Annotated in this window: 12 protein-coding genes; 4 read left to right on the top strand and 8 right to left on the bottom strand. The window is 63.9% G+C overall.

Annotated elements, in window-relative coordinates; all coding sequences use genetic code 11:
- Window positions 1–10 precede the first annotated feature (10 nt).
- On the bottom strand, window positions 11–1,012 hold the full coding sequence (locus tag KMAL_RS06530; RefSeq protein WP_110094964.1) for an aromatic ring-hydroxylating dioxygenase subunit alpha: 1,002 nt from the start codon (window positions 1,010–1,012) through the stop codon (window positions 11–13).
- Window positions 1,013–1,187: 175 nt separating this feature from the next.
- On the opposite strand from KMAL_RS06530, the gene KMAL_RS06525 reads away from it, so the two are divergent.
- Window positions 1,188–2,093, top strand: a complete 906-nt coding sequence (locus KMAL_RS06525; RefSeq protein ID WP_110094935.1) for a LysR family transcriptional regulator — start codon at window positions 1,188–1,190, stop codon at window positions 2,091–2,093.
- Between the two features lie 466 nt (window positions 2,094–2,559).
- Window positions 2,560–3,951 (top strand): NAD-dependent succinate-semialdehyde dehydrogenase, encoded by a 1,392-nt coding sequence (locus KMAL_RS06520; protein ID WP_110094934.1) that lies wholly within the window; start codon window positions 2,560–2,562, stop codon window positions 3,949–3,951.
- A 132-nt stretch (window positions 3,952–4,083) separates the two neighbouring features.
- On the opposite strand, the gene KMAL_RS06515 is transcribed toward KMAL_RS06520, so the two are convergent.
- Window positions 4,084–5,454 carry an NAD-dependent succinate-semialdehyde dehydrogenase gene (locus KMAL_RS06515; RefSeq protein WP_110094933.1) on the bottom strand — a complete coding sequence of 457 codons (1,371 nt, stop codon included), beginning with the start codon at window positions 5,452–5,454 and terminating at the stop codon, window positions 4,084–4,086.
- A 388-nt stretch (window positions 5,455–5,842) separates the two neighbouring features.
- On the opposite strand from KMAL_RS06515, the gene KMAL_RS06510 reads away from it, so the two are divergent.
- On the top strand, window positions 5,843–8,137 hold the full coding sequence (locus KMAL_RS06510) for a GH92 family glycosyl hydrolase (protein ID WP_110094932.1): 2,295 nt from the start codon (window positions 5,843–5,845) through the stop codon (window positions 8,135–8,137).
- A 12-nt stretch (window positions 8,138–8,149) separates the two neighbouring features.
- On the opposite strand, the gene KMAL_RS06505 is transcribed toward KMAL_RS06510, so the two are convergent.
- From KMAL_RS06505 to KMAL_RS16885, 5 genes are all read right to left on the bottom strand, one after another.
- Window positions 8,150–9,403, bottom strand: a complete 1,254-nt coding sequence (locus KMAL_RS06505) for a DUF2075 domain-containing protein (RefSeq protein WP_110094931.1) — start codon at window positions 9,401–9,403, stop codon at window positions 8,150–8,152.
- 160 nt (window positions 9,404–9,563) lie between these two features.
- Complete coding sequence (locus KMAL_RS06500) at window positions 9,564–12,962, bottom strand: UvrD-helicase domain-containing protein (RefSeq protein WP_110094963.1); 3,399 nt, start codon at window positions 12,960–12,962, stop codon at window positions 9,564–9,566.
- Window positions 12,962–15,559 carry a PD-(D/E)XK nuclease family protein gene (locus KMAL_RS06495; protein WP_110094930.1) on the bottom strand — a complete coding sequence of 866 codons (2,598 nt, stop codon included), beginning with the start codon at window positions 15,557–15,559 and terminating at the stop codon, window positions 12,962–12,964. The genes KMAL_RS06500 and KMAL_RS06495 overlap by 1 nt, the downstream gene beginning before the upstream one ends.
- A 192-nt stretch (window positions 15,560–15,751) precedes the next feature.
- A complete protein-coding gene (locus KMAL_RS06490; RefSeq protein ID WP_239019986.1) occupies window positions 15,752–15,892 on the bottom strand; it encodes a hypothetical protein in 141 nt (46 codons plus the stop codon).
- A gap of 156 nt (window positions 15,893–16,048) precedes the next feature.
- A complete protein-coding gene (locus tag KMAL_RS16885; protein WP_146044167.1) occupies window positions 16,049–16,300 on the bottom strand; it encodes a hypothetical protein in 252 nt (83 codons plus the stop codon).
- On the opposite strand from KMAL_RS16885, the gene KMAL_RS06485 reads away from it, so the two are divergent.
- A complete protein-coding gene (locus tag KMAL_RS06485; protein ID WP_146044166.1) occupies window positions 16,299–16,736 on the top strand; it encodes a hypothetical protein in 438 nt (145 codons plus the stop codon). The genes KMAL_RS16885 and KMAL_RS06485 overlap by 2 nt on opposite strands.
- 202 nt (window positions 16,737–16,938) lie before the next feature.
- Here KMAL_RS06485 and KMAL_RS06480 read toward each other — a convergent pair whose 3' ends face one another.
- A complete protein-coding gene (locus KMAL_RS06480; protein WP_239019985.1) occupies window positions 16,939–20,748 on the bottom strand; it encodes a cellulose synthase subunit BcsC-related outer membrane protein in 3,810 nt (1,269 codons plus the stop codon).

Raw genomic sequence — 20,748 nt, 5'->3', positions numbered from 1 at the left:
CCGCCTTTCCTTACGCCGTGAAAAACTGGCTCAGCCCCATCGTGCGCAGGGCGCGGCGATAGGCGATCGAACTGCGGTCCGCCATCACATGCGCCTCCAGCGTCACGTCAAGCGGCAGGTTCTCCGGCTTCTGCGCCTCGACCAGGGCGCGATCCTCCTCGAAAACCCGCAGGTTGAAATCGTACACATCCTGCAGGGGCAGGTCCTTGTCGAAATTGCGGCACATGGGCGCGAACATCCGCGTCTTACGCGCCGAGACGGGTGATGCCGCGTTCATGATCACCAGGCGGCCATTCTCGGGGAAATGGATTTCCAGTGTCGCGGTAAAGGGCACATGGACGCGGAAATGCCGCAGCCATTCAAACCCCGGACGCCCCCGGTCGCTTTTGCCAATGGGGTAATTACCCACGCTGCTGCGATATTCCGCCTCGAACCCGTCGGGTGTCACGCGGGTCCTGTACGGGGGCACGACGGGATTTTCCGGATCGGCGAACGTATCGGTATGGACGAAGGCGAAATGGGCGACGTCAATGAACCCTTCCACCTGCCGCCCGGCAAAACCGGCGATATCGATCCATGGGCAGTTGATCTGCTGGAATGCCGGGTCGTCCCAGTGCGGCATCGGCGGGATGGCGGGGGCCTCATCCCCCGGCCGCAGGCAGGTCCAGATCAGGCCATAGCGTTCGACCGCGGGATAGGTACGCAGGTTCAGCTTCGACGGGATGGCGCTGTCGGGATGGGCGGGCACCCTGACGCACTTCCCCTGCCCGCCAAAACGGAACCCGTGATACGCACAGGCAATCGTCGTGCCGTCCCCTTTCCCCATGCTGAGCGGGACGCCACGATGCGGGCACAGGTCATCAGCGATCACAATACTGTCACCGGCGCGATAGATCACCAGAGGCGCGTCGAGCAGCGTCACGCCCATCGGCCCGTCACCAAGGTCACGCACGAGGGCGACCGGATACCAGCACCGGGCAAGGATGTTCCAGTCATCGACATCGAACGTCATGTTGCGCGGCAGGACATGGGCGTTGGTCGGGCGCGGATGGGTAGTCGTGGTCACGGCGGGTTCTCCTGAACAGGGCCGGAATCCATCCGGCGGCGTCTGGGAAAGATCATTTCACACACCGTGCGATCTCGGATATATCATAATCGATCATTTCCCATTCTCAAAACAAGCACGCATGCAGCCGTTTTCCCGCTTCCTCCTCTATTTTCTGGCCGTTGCGCGCCATAAATCCATCCGCAAGGCGGCAGAGGACCTCCACATTGCGGGGTCCGCCATCAACCGGCATATCCTGCTGGGGGAAAACCAGCTCCAGACCCCGCTGTTCGAACGCCTGCCCAGCGGCATGCGCCTGACGGCGGCGGGCGAACTGCTGTATGGATGCGCGCGCCGCTGGGTCAAGGACCTTGATGACCTCAACCGCCAGATCGACGACCTGAAAGGGGTCCGTCGCGGACAGGTGGACCTGCTGGCGCCCGAAGCCCTGGCGCGCACCTTCCTGCCCGAACTTGTCGCGCGCATGAAACGCAGCCATCCCGGTGTGGTGCTGAACATCAACATCCGCGACAACAGGCGCATCTGCCCCACCCTGCTGTCTGGCGAAGGGGATCTTGCCCTTGTGCTGGATCCGGCGGAAATACGCGACCTTGTCGTGGTCCGGCGGCTGTCCTTCCCCCTCGGCTTCGCCTGCTGCCCCGGCCATCCGCTGGCGCGGCATGCGGCGGCGCGGCTGGCGCAATGCGCGGCCTATCCCATGATCGTGCCGGAACAGCCCCTCGCCCTGGCCACCACGTTCACAAGGCTGGTGGAAGCCGGGCGGATCGACCCCGTGGTGGCGGCGCGGGCGAACAACGTGCAGATGATCATCTCCCTTGTCACGGCGGGCGTGGGGGTCTGTTTCCTGAGCTACCTTGACGTGATGTCCGAGGTGATGCGCGGCGATGTGGCTTTCGTGCCGCTCCTTGGCACCGAAATGCCACACCTGACGCTGGCGCTGGTGCATGACCGCACCCGCCAGCTGTCGCGCGTTACCCATCTGGTCGGGACGATCATGGGCGACATCATGGCCCAGCCGGTGGCCTGAGCGGAACAGGTGGAAAAAGACGGTTGCCCGACCATGGAAGCACGGCAAAATACCCTATTGACCAAGCCCTTGCGCTGGCGATGGTATATCCCGGCCCAACGGAAGGTGCGCGCGGCGGAAAATCGTGTCAGACTGCCGCATATGCACGGCGTGCATGGAACCTGACCAATGGGACGGAAGATGAGCGGAACGATGTCGTTATCAACAGGACGGAGGCATTCCCTGAAAGAACTGGCGTGCCGACGCGCCTGTCCGTCCCCGATATCGGTGTGGATGACATCCACGGCCCGGTGCAACAGCCCAAAGATCGCGCGATGGCGCGGTCCGGGTGCGAACGGCGATATCACGCTTGACGTCAGGCGCCCGATACCCGAAGCAGCCGCCTGACCTGACGGCAGGAACCAGCGGGATGTGCGCCCCGGCATGACATGCCGGCGCAATGAACTGAAAAGATACAAGGATCAAAATGGCCTACGCAACCACCAATCCCTATACCGGCGAAGTCGTCGCCACCTTCCCCGACGCCACGGACGCAGACGTGCAGGCCGCGCTGTCGGAAGCCCATGCCGCATTTGAAAGCTGGCGCAACACGTCCTTTGCCGAACGCGCGAAGGTGATGAACGCCGCCGCCGCCATCCTGCGCCGCGACATCGACAAATATGCCCGCCTCGGCACGCTGGAAATGGGCAAGCTGTTTGAAGAGTCGAAGAAGGAAGTCATCCTTTCGGCCGAAATCCTCGAATATTATGCGAAATACGCCGAAGAGCTGCTGAAGCCGGAAGTCCTGCCCGTGGCCGACGCGGCCGAAGGCCGGCCCCTGCTGGTGCATGAGCCGCTGGGCATCGTGCTGGCGATCGAGCCGTGGAACTTCCCGTTCTACCAGGTGGTGCGCATCATCGCGCCGCAGCTTTCGGCCGGCAATGCCGTGCTGCTCAAGCATGCGTCCAACCTGCCGCAGTGCGCCGCCTCGTGCGAGGAACTGATGCTTGAGGCCGGGCTGCCGAAGGGGCTGTTCCGCAACCTGTACGCAGCGCGTCCCCACACCGCCATGATCCTGAACGACCCGCGCGTCTGCGGTGTCGCCCTGACGGGTTCGGAAGGCGCGGGCACCGTGATTGCCGGCATCGCGGGCAAGGCGCTGAAGAAGGCGACCATGGAACTGGGCGGCGCGGACGCGTTTGTCGTGCTGGACGACGCCGACGTGGAAAAGGCGGCCCGCTGGGCGGTGATCGGCCGTCACTGGAATGCCGGTCAGGTCTGTGTTTCGGCCAAGCGCCTGATCGTTGCCGACGCCATCTATGACCGCTTCCTCGCCATCTACAAGGAAGGTGTCGCGGCACTGAAGGCGGGGGACCCGATGGACCCGGCCACGACGCTGGCGCCGCTGTCCTCGCAGGGGGCGGCGGATGACCTGCGCGAACAGGTCAAGCGGGCGGTGGAACACGGCGCGAAGGTCGAGGTCATCGGCGCACCGGTCCCCGAAAAGGGCGCGTTCTTCCAGCCGCTGCTGATGTCGAACCTTGACGAAAAGAACGAGGCCCGCCACTGGGAGTTCTTCGGCCCGGTCACCCAGATCTATCGGGCGAAGGACGATGCCGATGCCATCCGCATCGCCAATGATTCCCCCTACGGGCTGGGCGGTTCGGTCTTCACGCGCGATGAGGCGCGTGGCATGCGGGTGGCGCAGGCCATCCACACCGGCATGGTGTTCATCAACCATCCCCTCGTGCCCAAGGCCGACCTGCCGTTTGGTGGCGTTGCACGCTCCGGCTACGGACGCGAACTCGTTGGCCTCGGCATCAAGGAATTCGTCAACCACAAGCTGATCAACATCGTCGATATCGACGCACCGTTCTGAGGACGTCATGCAGGCAGGTGGCATGACGCCACCGCCTGCCGCTTCTGGCGGAAACGAAAGAACCTCCCACGACATGCGTCGTGGGAGGTTTCTTTTTATCAGGACCGCCAGCGCAGCCCCGACCGGGACTGGTTACGCAGGGGTATGGACCAGCTTCTTGTTGATGAACTCCTCGATCCCCAGCGAGGACAGTTCACGGCCATAGCCGGAATTCTTGACGCCGCCAAAGGGCAGGCCCGGCGCCGTCCAGGTGGAGCGGTTGATGAAGACCATCCCCGTTTCGATCTGGCTGGCCACGCGCTTGCCGCGTTCGATGTCGGTCGTGATGACCGAACCGCCCAGCCCGTAGGGAGAATCATTGGCCAGGTCGATGGCGGCCTGTTCGTCCGGCACACGGAAAATCATGGCTACCGGCGCGAAGAATTCCTGATGGAACGCCGGATTGTCTTTGGTGATGTTCTCCAGGATGGTGGCCTGCAGGAAATAGCCGGGACGCGCGATACGCTTGCCGCCCGTGACAATCCGCGCGCCATGTTCGACCGCGCTTTCGATCTGCCCCAGCACAAGCTTCAGCGCGCTTTCGCTGCACAACGGCCCAAGCGTCGTCTTTTCATCCATCGGGTCGCCATCGACCAGTTTTTCAAGTTCCGCCTTGAAGCGGGCGGTAAAGGCATCGGCGATCTTTTCATGGACAATGAAGCGCTTGGCCGCGACACAGCACTGCCCCGTATTGTTCATGCGGCCCCACACGGCCCATTTGACCGCGACATCAAGGTCCGCATCATCCAGCACGATGAAGGCGTCACTGCCGCCAAGTTCCATCGTGTTCTTCTTGAGCGCACTTCCCGCCTCTGCCGCGACGGCCTTGCCCGCACGCTCGCTCCCGGTCAGGGCGACGCCACGCACGCGCGGGTCCGCCACGACCGTGGCCGACTGTTCATTGGTGATGAAGACGTTTGAATAGGTGCCTTCGGGGGCACCGGCATCGGCAAACAGTTCCTCGAACATGACAGCGCATTGCGGCACGCCGGGCGCGTGCTTCACGATCAGCACGTTCCCCGCCATCAGGTTCGGCCCGGCAACGCGTGCCAACTGGTAATAGGGGAAGTTCCACGGTTCGATGCAAAAGACGATGCCGATCGGCTGGCTGAGGATCGTGGCCTTGCCGTCATCGACCTTCAGGTCGACAGGTGCGAGGAATTTCTCGGCGTTGTCGGCATAGTAATCAAGGATATCGGCGCTGAGGTCCACTTCGGCCTGCGCCTCGCGGAACAGCTTGCCCATTTCAACGGTAATGGGCGTCGCGAAGGCATCGCGGTTATGCCGCATGATTTCCGCGGCCTTGTGCAGGATGGCGCTGCGCTGTGCGTAGGTCTTCTTGCGCCAGTTGTTCCTGTATGTGGTGTCGGCCGTGGTGATGATCTTCGCAAGCTGCGCATCCGAATGCAGGTCGAAGGTCTTCAGCGTTTCCTCGGTGTACGGATTTATTGTCTGGTACAGCATGGTTTTACGGTAGCCTCCCAATTTTTTTTGCCAGCAACACACCTGCCGGCCCCGACACGGGCCTGACCCCCGCACCATGTACAGGCATCGCGCATGGCGGATGACAGGGGGTTTGCTGTGAATCGTCTATATACGAACATATATAGTCGTCCTCGTATAACAAAGCTTTTCATGCTCAAGATCTCGTGAAACTTCCTTTTATGACAAGGTGTTATGCGTTTTACTCAGGTCTTGTCCAAACTCCTGCCCCGTGACCGGGCGGTTGATTCCACGCCATATGCCTATGGAACTGTCCTTTGGTGTCCTGTCATCGCCGGGATGACACGCCCCCCATGCCATGCGAAACTTGCCGGTCCGAAACATTCCATACCCAGACCGGGATTCCTTCATGAAGCGTCGCCCACTCCTGCATGGCCTTTCCATCATGCTGGCGGTTTCCACCATGTCCCCGCCCACAGGCGGACATGCTGGCACGAAAGCCACGACACAGCCTGCCGACATGGTTGACCCGCGTATCGGCACGGGCGGACCGGGACATACGTTTCCGGGGGCAAGTGTCCCGTTCGGCATGGTCCAGCCCTCCCCCGATACCGCAATGCCGGAATTCCACCATGCCTATGACTGGGCGGGTGGGTACCAGTATAATGACCCCACCATCATGGGCTTTTCGCAGACCCATTTCTCCGGCGCGGGACATTCCGACCTTGGCGACTGGCTGCTGATGCCGGTTTCGGGCGATGTCAGGATGGAACCGGGAGATCCCGCAAAGCCCGAAAGCGGCTACCGTTCACGCTTCAGCCACGCGGGCGAGGAGGAACATCCCGGCTATTACGCCGTGACGCTGGATGATTACGGCATACGCGCCGAACTGACGGCGGGACCGCGCGTGGCATGGCACCGCTATACTTTCCCGGCCGACCAACCCGCGCATGTACTGCTGGACCTGCGGCCAAGCATCTATGACTATCCCGGCAAGGTCCTGTGGACACGCCTGCGCGTGCGCGCGGATGGCACCATCACGGGGTGCCGCACGACGCGCGGCTGGGCGCCGGGCCGGACGACATGCTTTGCGATGCGCTTTTCGCGTCCGATGAGCGCGCACATGCTCTACAACCATGAAACCGGCCTGACCTATCACGGGTTTCGCGGGCCGGGGAACGCGCCGATGGACCCGAATGTCCAGACAGGCCGCGCGGTGGAGGCCGTATTCGATTTCGGCAGGCTGTCCGCGCCACTGGTGGTGAAGGTGGCGATGTCCCCCATCAGCGAGACGAACGCGATCGCCAACCTCGATTCCGGGGGACAGGGCTGGGATTTCGATGCCCGCCGCACAGACGCCACGAACGCGTGGAACCGTGCCCTGTCGGTGATTGATGTTTCCGGCACGGCGGAACAGCGCACGCAATTCTATACCGCGCTGTACCATGCGATGCTCGCCCCGACGCTGAGCATGGATGCAAACGGGGATTATCGCGGCCCGGATCAGGAAGTGCACAGGGCGCGGGGTTTCAGCTTCTATTCCACATGGTCCACATGGGACGTCTATCGCGCGCAGCAGCCACTCATGGCGTTGCTGCGCCCGGACATGAGCGCGCAATTCGTGCGCTCCCTCGTCGCGGCACAGCAGGCCAGTCCCGTGGGCGTGCTGCCGATCTGGTCATATCTGGGGCTGGAGACATGGTGCATGACCGGCTATCACGCGGTACCGATCATCGCGGATGCCTATCTGGCGGGAGTGCGTGGTTTTGACGCGAATGCCGCGCTTGATGCAATGGTGGCGTCCGCCACATCGCCCGTCTATGGCGACCTGACGGATTACATGAAACTCGGCTACGTCCCGATCGACCACGAGGCCGAGGCCGGGTCAAAGACGCTGGAATATGCCTATGACGACTGGTCCCTGGCACGCATGGCGCGTGCGATGGGCCGGACCGGCATTGCCGAGACCTTTGAAAAGCGCGCCCGCAACTGGCGCAACGAATGGGACCCGCAGACCGGGTTCATGCGCGCACGGCTGAGCACCGGGGAATTCCATACTCCCTTCGACCCCGGCGCTGCTGCCTATGGCAGTGATTATACCGAGGGCAATGCGTGGCAGTACCTGTGGTACGTGCCACAGGACGTGCCCGGCCTGATCGCAACGGTCGGGGGGGGCGCGAAATTCACGGCGAAGCTGGACGAACTGTTCGATACGAAGGTCGATCCGGCGCGGTTCAGGAATGTCGAGGATATCAGCGGACTTATCGGCTGGTATGCACATGGTAACGAACCCAGCCACCATATCGCCTACCTCTATGACTATGCCGGGGCGCCATGGAAGACACAGCAGCGGCTACAGCAGATCATGGACAGCCAGTACAGTGCCCGTCCCGATGGACTGGCCGGCAATGATGACCTGGGGCAGACATCGGCATGGTACCTGTTTACCGCGCTGGGCTTCTACCCTGTTGCGCCGGGCAGCAACGAATACACCATCGGCCGCCCCTTCGTGCCGAAGGCGGTGCTCCACCTGCCCAATGGACGGACCTTCACCATGGTGGCAAGCGGCCTGGATGCGGCGCACCCCTATGTCGCGTCCGTCACCCTCAATGGCAGGCCGCAGGACCTTGTGCACCTGCGGCATGAAGACATCCTCAAGGGTGGTGAACTGCGCTTTGTCATGCAGGCCGACCCGAAACACTGATCCCATGCGGGGTCACGCGGCAGGCCGGGTATCACTGCCCGCCTGCCGTTCTTCCCACAACCGCGCCAGACGGGCATGCAGATCGGGTTCACTGGCGTAGATATACAGTCCCCTCACCCCCCGGGTCATGAGGACATTGATCGAATTGAGGATGATCCGCGCCATGACTTCATGCGGGTCTGCCACGCCATCGCGACCGGTAAAGGCGGCGCGGTCCTCGTAACGTGACGGGTCGATCACGATCCGGTCGGCGGCGCGGTCATAGGTGACGGATGGCCCCAGGATCACGCCGGCGTAATTGAGGTCGAACCCCTGAATGGTATAGACCGACCCCACCTCATCAATCGTATCGGGACGTTCCGCCCATGGCAGCCGCGCCTGTGGCATGGCCCGGTCCCAGCGCAGGTGAAAACGTCCCTCGGTAATGAAGTGGTCCTGCCCGTTCAGGGTATAGGGATAATCATAGGTCGCCAGCATGCGACACAGGCCGTATTGCGCGTTACGCTGCCTGATGGCCTCATACATGTCCTGCGCATCATCGAATATACGGAAATCGAACGCCTGCGGCGCGGGCAGTGGACGCAGGACGCCATCCCGCAACGCGCGGATCCAGTCCATGACATCGGCATGGGCGTGCATGCGGAACTGATGGTCCAGCCTACGGGTCACGACGGGAAAGCCAGATACCAGTTGCGCAAGGGAGGCATCATCCCACAGGCTCTTGAACTTCAGGACCTGGCGGGCATCGAACACGATCACCACCACATGCGCATGGCGGATGATCTCCTCCAGCTGGTTGTCCTGATGGAACCGGTTATAGGGATCACGGCGGGTCAGCAGCAGATGCGCCTCGTCCACCAGCACGATGTCGGCACGCCTGCCACTGGCATTGGCCTGATTGATGAAGGTTGTCGGGCGTTCGAAATCCTTCTTGCGCAGGGCGGCCTGTGTTTCGGAAATATTGCGATACAGCTTTATCATTTCCGGATGGTTGACCAGCAGGAAATTACGGCTGCCATGCAGGGGGTCATGGATGTCACACCCGCGCGCCGCACCCTGGATGGCGGTGAACAGGGTATTGAGCAGCAGGCTCTTGCCGGTCCCCGCATCGCCTTCGATGATGAACAGCGCATGATCCTGCGCCCGGTGGGCACGGCAGAAAGACAGCACCTCGGCCTTCAGGGCTTCCTGCCCATCAGTCAGCGCCATCGTGGGCGCAAGCCGCGACACGGCACTGTCGGGACCGGGTTGGGGGGACTGTTTCATGCCGTTTTCACCTATGTTCTTCAGGGGAGCGCAGGGTTCGCGCGGGGATGCATTTCCAAACCATCATACGATATCATGCAAAAACCGTAATGGCGGCGAATGCCCCGGTTGCGGCACCCGCGCGCCCATACCGAAAATGGTTGGGCGCGCGGGCAGGCCCTCATGCCGCCTCAAGGCTGATGACGGCACCGGATGTCGCCATGACGATCAGTCCCTGCCGCGCACCCGTCATGTCCATGTAGGCCCGAACCTGTGCCTGATAATGGGCAAGCGTCGCCGCCGATGGATTGACATCGCTTTTCCAGTCGATGATGACCTCCGGCGTGCCATCGGCGGCCGGCACGACGGCATCGGCAATTCCGCAAATGACATCCGTTGCTTCTGCGTCGCCCTGCACCATGTAAAGTGGATATTCCGCGACCATCACGGTGCGCAACCGGGATATTTCGGGGGCATGGAGGGCGCGGAGCACGGATTGCGCCAGTTCGCCCGCTTCAGGCCCTGCGGCCGGATCCGACACCACGGGACAGCCTGCCTCGGCCAGCAGCGTGCCGGCACGGGCTTTCAGGGCATCTGGCGTGTCGGGGGTTTCATGGTTGAGCACTTCTTCCAGAAGCTTGTGCAATATGCTGCCACGTTCGCTACTGCCCCGCACGACAGGTGCGGACACGGGATGGTATGTCTCCCCCGCCCCATCATCCGCCGTTGGCAGGATGATCTGCGGGACAGGCGTCTCCATCGCGGGAGACGTCGCGCCCTCGTCCCTGCTGGGTGTTTTCCATATCAACCTTGTCGTGGCGCGTACAATGGTTTCTGCTTCCGCCACGAACCGTTCACGCGTCTGGAGGTTTTCCACGGTATCGGACTGAGGCACACAATGGCTGTTGCCTTCGGGCAGGGTGATGGAAGGCAGGTCCGTGATTTTCAGATCCAGCAGTGACGTCCATGCCCTGTCGGACAGGGGCAGGTCGAAACGCGGCAGGACCAGCATTTCACGCGCACGGGTCAGGGCGACATACCACAACCGGATCTGTTCGCGCCGTGCTTCGGCCGCTTCCTCCTCGCACACCGCGTCGTATCCTGTCGTGGGTATGCCCATCAGCGGGGCATGTATGTGCCCCACCCCACGCTCGATCACCATGCCTTTGACCGACCGCGTTCCCGACATGGTATTGAGCGGCATCACGATGGGCCATTCCAGCCCCTTGGCCGCATGCACGGTATACAGGGCAACGGTTTCCTCCTGCGCGTCGGGCCGTCCCTCCGCATCACGCGCGCCATCGGTCCAGGCCGTATTCATGGCATCGGCAAAGGCACGCAGGCCGCGTACGTCATAGGCCTGGGCGAAGGTCAGGAACAGGTCCACATTCGCCAGCGCGCGTTCGGCCTGCCGGCCCATGCGCTCGATTAGCACCGGGCGCACACGCAACATGTCTATGGCCTGCGCCAGCAGGTCATACGGCGTGGTGGCGTGCATGCGGCGTCGCAGAACCTGCAGCTTTTCGATGACCGTACGGGCCAGTTCATGCCCCACATGGGCGATATCCAGCGTCACCCGAAGGGCCGGCAGGCGGTCGGGCCTGTCCGTGCCGCGGGGTTGGGCGGCCACGATATCCAGCAACTCCCCGTCCGTCAGGCCGACCAGCGGCCCGCGCAGCAGTGCGCCGAAAGCAAGGGAATCGCCCGCATCGGCAAGGACACGGGTCAGTGCGATCAGGTCCTGTATTTCCTGGCGCTGGAACAGGCCCTTTCCCGCCTGCGTGGCAACGGGGATGCCAAGCTGTTCCAGTGCTTCCTCATAATAATGCAGCCCGGTTCCTGTCGGGGCCAGCAGGGCGATATCGCCGGGACGGCAGGGACGCGGCAGGCCGCTTTCACGATCGCGCACGGTTTCATGCCCGATCAGGCCCGCGCACATGCGGGCGACGGCACGCGCCTCTGCCTGGCGCATGGCATCCACGGAGCCCCTGTCACCGCCCCCTGCCACGGGAATATCGAGCGCGATGACACAGGCGCCGGCCGACCGCCCCGCGATGAAAGCATCCAGTGATGTAAAGCCCGGCTGTCCATTCCGTGCCGAAAGGGGATGTGCGAAGCAGTCGTTCACGTAATCAAGGATTGGCGCGCAGGAGCGGAAATTGGTCGTGATCGACAGCAGTCCCTGCGTCCCATGCTGGGTATGGAACAGGTCACGCGCCTGTACATATGCCCCGACATCCGCCCCCCGGAAACGGTAGATCGCCTGCTTCGGATCGCCCACGAGAAACAGCGCCCCGGGGCGGATATGCCATGCAGCCCATGGGGCATCCGGCGCATCGGACGGGGGATCACCGCACAACCGCCAGAATATCTCGGTCTGCGTGGGGTCGGTATCCTGGAATTCGTCAACCAAGACATGGGAAAAACGCTGTCCCAGTGCATGGCGCACCTGCGCATGGTCACGCAGCAGGTCACGGGCCGTCCGGATCAGGTCATCAAAATCCAGCAACCCGACCGCGCGCTTATGCTCACGGAACCGGTCGATGACCGGCCGCAGTTGCATGACAAGGTCATGGAACACATGGGACGCCACGGCGGACTGCACCGCCTGCCACGTTTCATGGCAGGCGTCATACAACATGGTGGCCCGGTCATTGAGTTGCTCGCCATAGGCCTGCGATTCCCCCGCCATGGCCGCAGCGGCCTTCCACTTTCCCTTCTTGCGATATGTTTTCCATCCCCCGTCGCCTTTACGTACGCCTTCGGGCGCAGGGGTGCGCAGCAGCCGGATGCGGCAGGCGGCCGTATCCGCGTCGCGCAACTGCCGGACACTCCGCGCAAGGTCCGCAAACCCCGCACCAAGGGCGAGCGTTTCCGCCTCGATCTGGCCTTCCCCGCGACAGAAGGCCATAAAGGCGTCCAGTGCGCCCATGCAGTCCGCCACGACGGCATGCAGGTCTGGCAGGGGCGGTGTTGCAAGGTCGGGCTGTGCGCGCAGGGTATGCAGGATTTCCCTGATTTCGCCAAGCGTGCCACCGGGGTCCTCGATCGCCATGGTGGCGATCAGGCTGTCCTCATGACCCGACAGCACATCACGCAGCCAGGTCTCGGTAATTTCGTCAAAGATCAGGCCACCCTGCCCCGGGTCCACCAGCACGGCGCCGGGGTCCATATCGGCCTCGACCGGATAGGGGCCGATCAGGCGCTGGCAGAAACCGTGGATGGTGCTGCATGTCATGTCATCAATGCTGGTGGCCGCTGCCGCAAGACTGGTGCGTTGCGCCGCGTCCAGTCCGTGCGGCAGGGCAACACGCAGTTCGGCAGGCACATCGCCCTGGCAGAGCCGCTCGACAAAGGCGCGGATGCGCATGACCAGTTCACTGGCCGCCAGTTCCGTAAAGGTGACGGCCGCGACGTGGCGTGGATGCACCCCGCCCGCCAGCAGCATGACGATCCGGCCCGCCAGCACGGCTGTCTTGCCCGACCCTGCCCCGGCCTCCACAAGGAAGGAGCGGGAAATATCCGCAATCGCCGCCCTGCGGGCGCCATCGTCCTTCAGTGGCACACGTATCTGTTCCATCAGGGGGCCTCCCACACTGCAATGGCGTCATCACCCAGAATCATGTTGGCCTGCGCCTCCTTGCGCTTGCGGTAGGCGTCCAGCCCGGCAGGCAGGCACAGGCGCATGTCGTCATAATCCCCCCCGCTATCGGGGCCGATCAGGGCATGGCCCGCAAGCATGGTCCGGCGCGCGGCCCGCAGGTAGGTGGTCAGGTCCGCCATGGCCTGGTGGGGATCATCCAGCCGCAGGACGGTTTCATCGCGCAGGTAAAGCAGGGTTGCATCCACCTGCACACGGGGACCAAGCAATGCCCGCACGGCAAAGGCATACAGGCACCGCTGCAGTTCGGCGCCGCCTTTCAGCACGGTCCCGCCCCCTGCCGCCCGGCCTGTCTTGTAATCGTACACCCAGGCCTGCCGCCCATCGGCGGAGATGTCCAGACGGTCGATATACCCGTTGATGAAGAACCCGGTATCGGCAACCGGGACCGGCTGTGCCGCATCCCACGCCGCCTGCCTGTCCCGGTCGGTGGCAATGCCGCCAAACGGCACTTCGGCGTAGGAGCAGCCACCCGTGGCGTTTTTGCATGTCACACGCAGGCCCCATCGTGCCATGGTACGCACGGTATCGAGCAGGTGGTGCCATAGCAGCCGGGGTGGCGTGGCATTTTCGCGCTGCCATTCCTCCGCCGCGGCGGCAAGGGCCTGCTCCACAACGGTGTCATGGTCTGGATTTGCCGCTGCCTCCCGCGTCGTGAGCCGAAGGGCATGTTCCATCGTGGCGTGGACAAGGTTGCCCACGGCCATGGCGTCGGGCATCAGGCTGTCCTGCCCTTCCTGCGCCGCATTCAGGCCCAGCCCGTAACGCCACATGAAACCCAGCGGGTTACGCAGCAGCAGGCGCAGCGAACTGGCGGACTGCGTGCGCTGCATGATGGCCTGCATGACCGGATGTTCCGCGCGGAGCAGTCCGTCATGCGGCGTGATATCGGCGCGCTGCCAGTCATGCCAGCAGGCCGTGGCGGAACGGGCCTGTGGCGTGCGGGCGAATTCCCCCCGACGTGCGGTCAGCCGGTCCGTCTCGCTATAGGCATGGGCGGGCACGCGGTTGCGCCGCAGGTAGGTCTCCGCCGGGTAGTCCCGCAACAGGGCGCTGCGGCCCAGCAGTCGCCCGTCATTGCCACGCCGCGCGCGCGAAAGGACCACATGCCCGGCGGTTGTCGCCATGATGGTGGCAAAGGCGCGCCGGTCCGCCATGCCGGTGGGCGTGGGGTTGAGTTCGGCGGAAGGAATGATGTGATCGGGCAACAGCCTGTCTTCGCCCGCATTGCGGGGCCAGCGGGCGGAATTGAGGCCCAGCAGCCTGACAAACCGGCGTGGCGATGCGGCCAGGGCCTCCGCCGGCATCCATGCGACCGATGCGCAGGGGTCCGTGCTGTCATCCAGCCGCATCCCTTCCACCGTCAGGTCCACCGACTGCGCCGGACCTGCCGCCAGCGCCGCCCGCCAGATCAACCGCGCACAGCCTGTCAGCACCTGTTCGCCCATTTCGCCCGCCGCCGTGGCGCCACGGTGCAGCAGGTCAACCAGTGCCTGCAGGGTGGCGCCATGGTCGGTACCATCGGGCCAGTCCCCCGCCGAAAGGCCGGACAGGTACCGTGCCCACGCATCGGGCGTTGCCAGCGGTGCCGTGCCCAGGATACGCATCCACCCTTCGGGCAGGGCCGCCAGCATCGGGGCGCTGGCCTGCGTCAGGCTGACAAGGCGGCGCAGTCGCTGGCGTGACAGGCCACGCACCACGATATCCGCCAGCGCGGCCGCCGCCTGCCCGTCCCGTGTCGCGGTAATGGGCTGGCCGTGGACAAAGTGCAGGGCGAAATTCGCATCGGCCCGCAGGCTCAGGAAGCTTGCGTCATAGGCGTTCACACCCGTGGTGGCGATGGCGATGTCCTCCGGCCGCGCCTGGCCGGACGCCATAAGCGCCCGCGCCCAGCGCATCGCCTCGATGGCTTCATGGTGGGGTGTCGCCGTGCTGCAGCACGTTACATCCGGCATGGAGGGCGCGGCGGTCACCACTGCCATGCCCGTCCCGGCCAGCCATGCGGGGGCCTGGCGCGGTCCGGCATGCCATTGCACGGGCACATGCGCCGCAAGCGCCTGCGCAACGGGCCGCCAGCATGGCGAAAGATCCGGCACGCCCATGATTTCAACCGGGCCAAGCAGCGCGGGGGCATGCACCATGCGGGCACAGGCCCGTCGCGCCATTTCAGCCCTGCTCAGGCAACCGGGGGGCAGGGCGTCAAGGATTGCGGCCTCGATCCGTGCCATTTCGGCAATGCGCGGATGGGTGTCCGCGCGTGCCGCAAGGTCGATGCCGGCATCCCACACCCGCCGCAGGGTCGCAGTTACCGCGCTGGCCATGCCGGGCAGGCTGCTGATGGGGGCCAGTTCCACAAGCCGCACATCGTGCAGGGTGTCCCGCACCGCCTGTTGCAATGTTTCTTCATCGACCTCATGCGCAAACCCACCGGCCAGCCTGGCAATGGCCTGCGCGAATGTCATGACCTGAAGGCCGTTCCACCGCGCACGGGCGGCCTTGAGGCGCCATTGCCGCATGGCATGGCGATCATGGACGATAACGGTCCGTCTTTGCGGCAGCCTGGCCGTCGCGTCGTGTTCCTGCACGACTGTGTCACCCCATCACGTTCTGTACCGATCCACGCCCTTTCTGGCATGGATACATACGCCCCAAAAAGATACATCCCGCATGGCAGCCCCGCCTGACGCCGCCATGCGGGCAGGCCGCGCCTAGCGTGCCGGGATGGTCGACACCTGGCGGCCCCGTTCGTCATGGACATGAATGAAGGCGCCACGCCGCACGCTGACGGTTGCGCCCGTATAGCCCTCTAACCCGTCCCCCGACTGGCTGCCTGCGGGGATGACAGTCATCTGCCGTCCCTTTTCGTCATAAACGTAAACAAAGTGTCCGCGCTGGACTGCGGTGCCGATGGTCATGTGCCGTGTCTCCCTTATCCTGACGACAGCACAAGCATGGGGCACCGTTACGACAGAAACGGTCATATCTGGGAATTACACGGAAATGCGTCATCGAATCGATGAAATGCGGCTGCCATGCCGACCATGGGCCGCCAATACCATCCAGTCTTTATATAAATTTTCCCTGCCGGTTATTAATGTAGAAAATGTACAGAAAACAGTTTGATTGACGGCAGAAATGAAAATGCACATGATGCCGGTATTATTTACCACCCAAAATGATTGATGCGCCTTTCCCATGAAATTTCTGAAGTTTTCTTCCCTGGCAATGAGTTTTCTCTTCTGCTGCGGGACCGCCATGGCGGATGACCTTCACCGGGCACAGACCCGCTTTGGCCTCGCAGATGGCTCGGAGAATGTTCTCAAGATCAATGGGCATCACACCACGCCTGAAGTTGATGGCGATGGCGGGATGTTCGTCGAAAAAATCAGCGAAACTGCCGATGCGGATTATCTGCTGCTGACGGATGTCGGGGGCTCGGTCTGTCCGGCGCTGTATTCCATTGTCAAGGTTGCCGAACACTCCGTGACACCGATGGCCTATTTCGGAAACTGTAACGTGGATCCGAAACGCACCATCGTTCCCGGCAAGAGCATAACCCTGGCATTTGAAGCCTACCACCCACTCCGCTACAAGGGAGCGCCAATGGCGACCTATGTCTATGACATCCCTACAGGCGTCCTGAAGAAAAACGGCAGGGTCGTTTCGACAGACTGCAAGGGAAAATGCTGGTAAGCTGGACGGTTATGGCACGGGCCCGTGTGATCCCATTTTACGGATCCGGTCATTGAAAGTCGCGTCGGTCATCAGGCGCGACATTCCATGAACCGGAGGAAAAAACGCCTCAATCCGTGGCACCCGGTTTCCAGACAGTAAAGACAGGCCATTCACAGGTTTGCCGCCATGCAAACCTGTGAATCATGCACCGTTACCCGGTTCAGTGCCCCGGCGCGTAATGCAGCATGAGCATGCCGTGGACTTCATCCCAGCTTCCCGAACGGGAATATCCCCCCTCCACGCCAAGGCGCAATGACGGGGTCATCTGGTAAATGGCGCGCGCCATGACATTGCCCGCAAGGCCACCGGTCGACTGCCCGGCATATTTCTGCCTTGCCGCGATCCCGCCCTCCCCCAGCGGGAACATCGCGGTCGCGTTTTCGGTATAATGCTGGTAGCCGCCTTCGCCCTTGAACAGCCATGTCCACCGCCCGGCATGCCCGTCATAGGTCAGCGGCATCAGCGCCGCCATGAACGCATGCGGGGAGAAGTAGCCCCCCTGCCCCCATGTAAAGAAGTAGGAATTGCGGCGATACCCGAAATAGACAAGGTCCAGCCCAAGGCGCAGATGCTGCGCATCATGGCGGTGCCACACCAGGGCGGAGCCACCTGCCCCGGCCTCGGCCTCGTGATTGGCCACCGTATTGGTGCCCTGCATCACCGCATAGCCACCACCGGCATACAGGTTGTATCCCGGCTGCGACCATTCCAGTTGCCCATGCCCGCGGTTGCGCGTCACCCCGCCCCAGATCCGTCCCGTGCCGGGATCCCGCGCCCCGGAATAGGCCAGAAGGCTGTCGGTCACCGCGCGGCGTTCCCCCGTCACGCGCAGGATCAGGTCATGGGTCAGGTGCGGCGTCAGTTCGATCCCGCCAAGGACATTGGACGTGGCAAACCCCAGCGGGGTTGACCCGACATCGGCCGCCACCCACCGCCACTGGTAATGCGCCGACAGCGCGACACCCGCGACGGCGGCAGGCACATGGAAACCGGAGCGCACGCCATTACCCGCGACACTGCCATATTGCAGCGCCGTGCCCGTGGACGCCAGCGGGTCCCCGGACATCAGCACACTGGGCATCACCGAAAAGGAAAACTGGTGCTGGGTGGAGGAAAACGGCAGCGTGGCGGTCATGGGGATATTGACCACTGTCATGTGGCCCAGCCCCGACTGCCCCGAACGGTCACGGATTTCCAGATTGCCGTCAGCCTGTGGCCCAAGCGCACGCGACAGGTAGTCCCCCTGCCGGTCCAGCGCCTGCACCGGGGTCAGGGACGGGTCGTAATGGTAAACCTCCGGCATGCCTGCCCCCATGCCGGGCACGAAACCGGTGCTGATGTCGGGCCATTCATCGGCGGCACGCACGCGATACGGGGCGCAGCCTGCATCGATACGCGTCCCGTGGCCGGTGGAATCATCCTCGTCCCGCGTGGGCGTGCAGTCCAGTGTGCGGGCACGTTGCACATCGCGCAGGCGGCGACGGTCGCGACCGTCCAGACCGTCGATCTCGGCCTGGATTTCCCATGTGTCGCCCCATTGCGGGTGGGCCTGCTGCAACGTGCGCGCCATCTCCCGCGCTGCCTGTTCATGGCCACCTGCAAGGCTGTCCCGGGCAAGGGCGGCCTCGCCCATCCTGTCATCGGGACGGATGGCAAGCGCCCGGCGGTCATAAACCAGCGCATCCACGGGCCTGCGCATCGCGGCCTCGACACGCCCGCGGGCCAGAAGCAGGTCGGCATCCTCCGGATTTTGCGCCAGCAGCGGGTCAAGCAGGCGTCGCGCCGCGTCGGGATGGCCATCAATGTCATCATGGTCGGCCTGCGCGATCGCAAGGCTCTTGCGCATGTCATGCAGGTCGCGCGCCTGCGTAGGCGTCAGCTGCCTGCCCTGCATGATGGAGGGCAGCGCATCAAGCACCCGCTGCGCCGCCATGGGGTCGCCAATCTGCATGAACATGCCGGCGTAGGACAGGCTCTGGTTCACCGTGACATGCCCCGCATCCTGTGCCAGGGCACGTTGCAGCACCCCGGCCGTGGCCTGGGCCGACGCATGCCGCCTGAGCATTGCATCCACCACCAGGCGCGCGTGCGTCCCTTCGGGGTCAGGCACCACGGACATGCTCTCCAGCATCGCAACCGCCTGCGCATCCTGCGGTGGCAGGGTGCTGATCCGGTGCCACAGCATCACCTGCGCCACGCCATCGGCCATCTGCGCGGTGATGTCCGCGCGCGGCAGGTGCGCCAGCAGCGCATCGGCACGGGGCATATCCTGATCCTGCAGGGCGAAGGCGAAACAGATGCGCATGTCCTCGTCCGTCTTCGGCAGGGAACCGCATAGCGGCGCCATCAGCGTGCGTGCACGCGTCGCCTGCCCCTGTGTCAGCAGGGCCTGCGCCAGATGCAGCCGCAGCCAGCCATTGCGCGGGGCATCACGCACCGCCTGTTCCAGCAGCAGGACACGTTTGCGCGGGTCCGTCTCGATCTCCGCCATGGCACCGAGCACACTGGCCTCCAGCCCCGTAACGCCGGGATAGCGCGCCGCCCTGAGCCGCGCGACCCATCCCTCGGCCTCACGGATCTTCCCCTCTTCGATCAGCACGTCGGACAGGGCCGCCGCAGCAGGCATGTCGCCGGGCACCATACGCAGCACCTCGCGCCATGCCGCCTCCGCGCTGCCCAACTGGTGACGTGACTGTTCGATGATGGCGCGCACCCGGACCGTGTCGACAATCCTGCCATGGTCCTTTTCCACGGCAGGCAGCATGGCCCATGCTTCCTCATACTGGTGATGCGCCACCAGCGCCCACATGCGCGCCAGTTGCGGGTCGCCGCCCGGCGCATCCAGCCCGGCAAGGGCCGCGCGGATGCCTTCGTTCCCCGGCGCAAGGCCCAGCGCCTGCGTCAGGAAGGTACGCGCGGCCTTTGTATCCCCACGGCGCTGCGCCACAAGGCCCAGCCCCTCCAGCGCTTCCGGCCGGGGGGTATCGGACTGCATGGAATTGTGGAAATCCGCCTCCGCCTGGTCCAGATCGCCATGCGACAGCGCATGATACCCCCGCCCCACCAGCGCCATGCGTTCAGCCTCTACCCGTGCGGCCTGCACCGTATCCAGACGGGCGCGCATTTCCGCATCGTCGGGATGCAGCGACAGCCATTCGCGGTAATACGGCTCCGCCTGCGGGTCCGTTCCCATCCATTCCAGCGTCTTGCGCCATGACTGCATCACCTCGTCACGGATAAAGTCCGGCGTCGCGGATGACGTGGCCAGTGTGCGCATGTCCTCGATGGCGGCGGGGCGGGAGGCCGGGCGATAGCTCAGCGCCTGCGCAAGGGCCATGCGCACCTCAAGGTCGTGCGGCAGCAGCGCGCCAAGCGCACGCAGTCGCTGCGTGGCCTCGGCATATCCCAGAAGCGACCCCGACAGGACCCGGTCATATTCCAGTTCCTGTTCCGGCAGCGGGTGCGCGTCGCGGAAAACGGCGCGATAGGCCAGCGTCGCCTGCAGTGGCTTGCCATGGTCGGCCACGGCACGGGCATTCGCAAGCGCGGCAGGGTCGATGGGGGGCTGCCCGATCCAGCCACGCAGCATCGCGGCCTGCGCCGTCGCCCCCTGCGCCTGCAATGCCTGCAATGTGGCACGGGCCGCGGGAAGGTCGTTCTGGTGCACCTGAACCGCGCCCAGCATGAGGCGCGCCTCCAGATTGTCCGGCTCGATCCGCAACGCGCGCTCAAGCGCATGCAGGGCGTGCGTATCGTTCCCATGGTGGATCCAGAAGGCCCCTTCCTCTATCTGCTGGTCGAGGATGCCTTCGGCATAGCGCACCGGCGTCTGCGCGGATGCGGGTGGCGTGCACAGGCACACGGCCCCGGCAAGCGCAATGCCCCCCCACATCCATGCCACGGGGCGGCGGGCGGACGGTACGGAAACGCGACACGGGACAAAAGGCCCATCAAGCATGGTCAGACTCAT

It is taken from the genome of Novacetimonas maltaceti, assembly GCF_002906255.1.
Taxonomy (GTDB): Bacteria; Pseudomonadota; Alphaproteobacteria; order Acetobacterales; family Acetobacteraceae; genus Novacetimonas; species Novacetimonas maltaceti.
The sequence above is the reverse complement of the archived record's forward strand: the minus strand, read 5'-3'. Positions and strand labels throughout refer to the sequence as shown.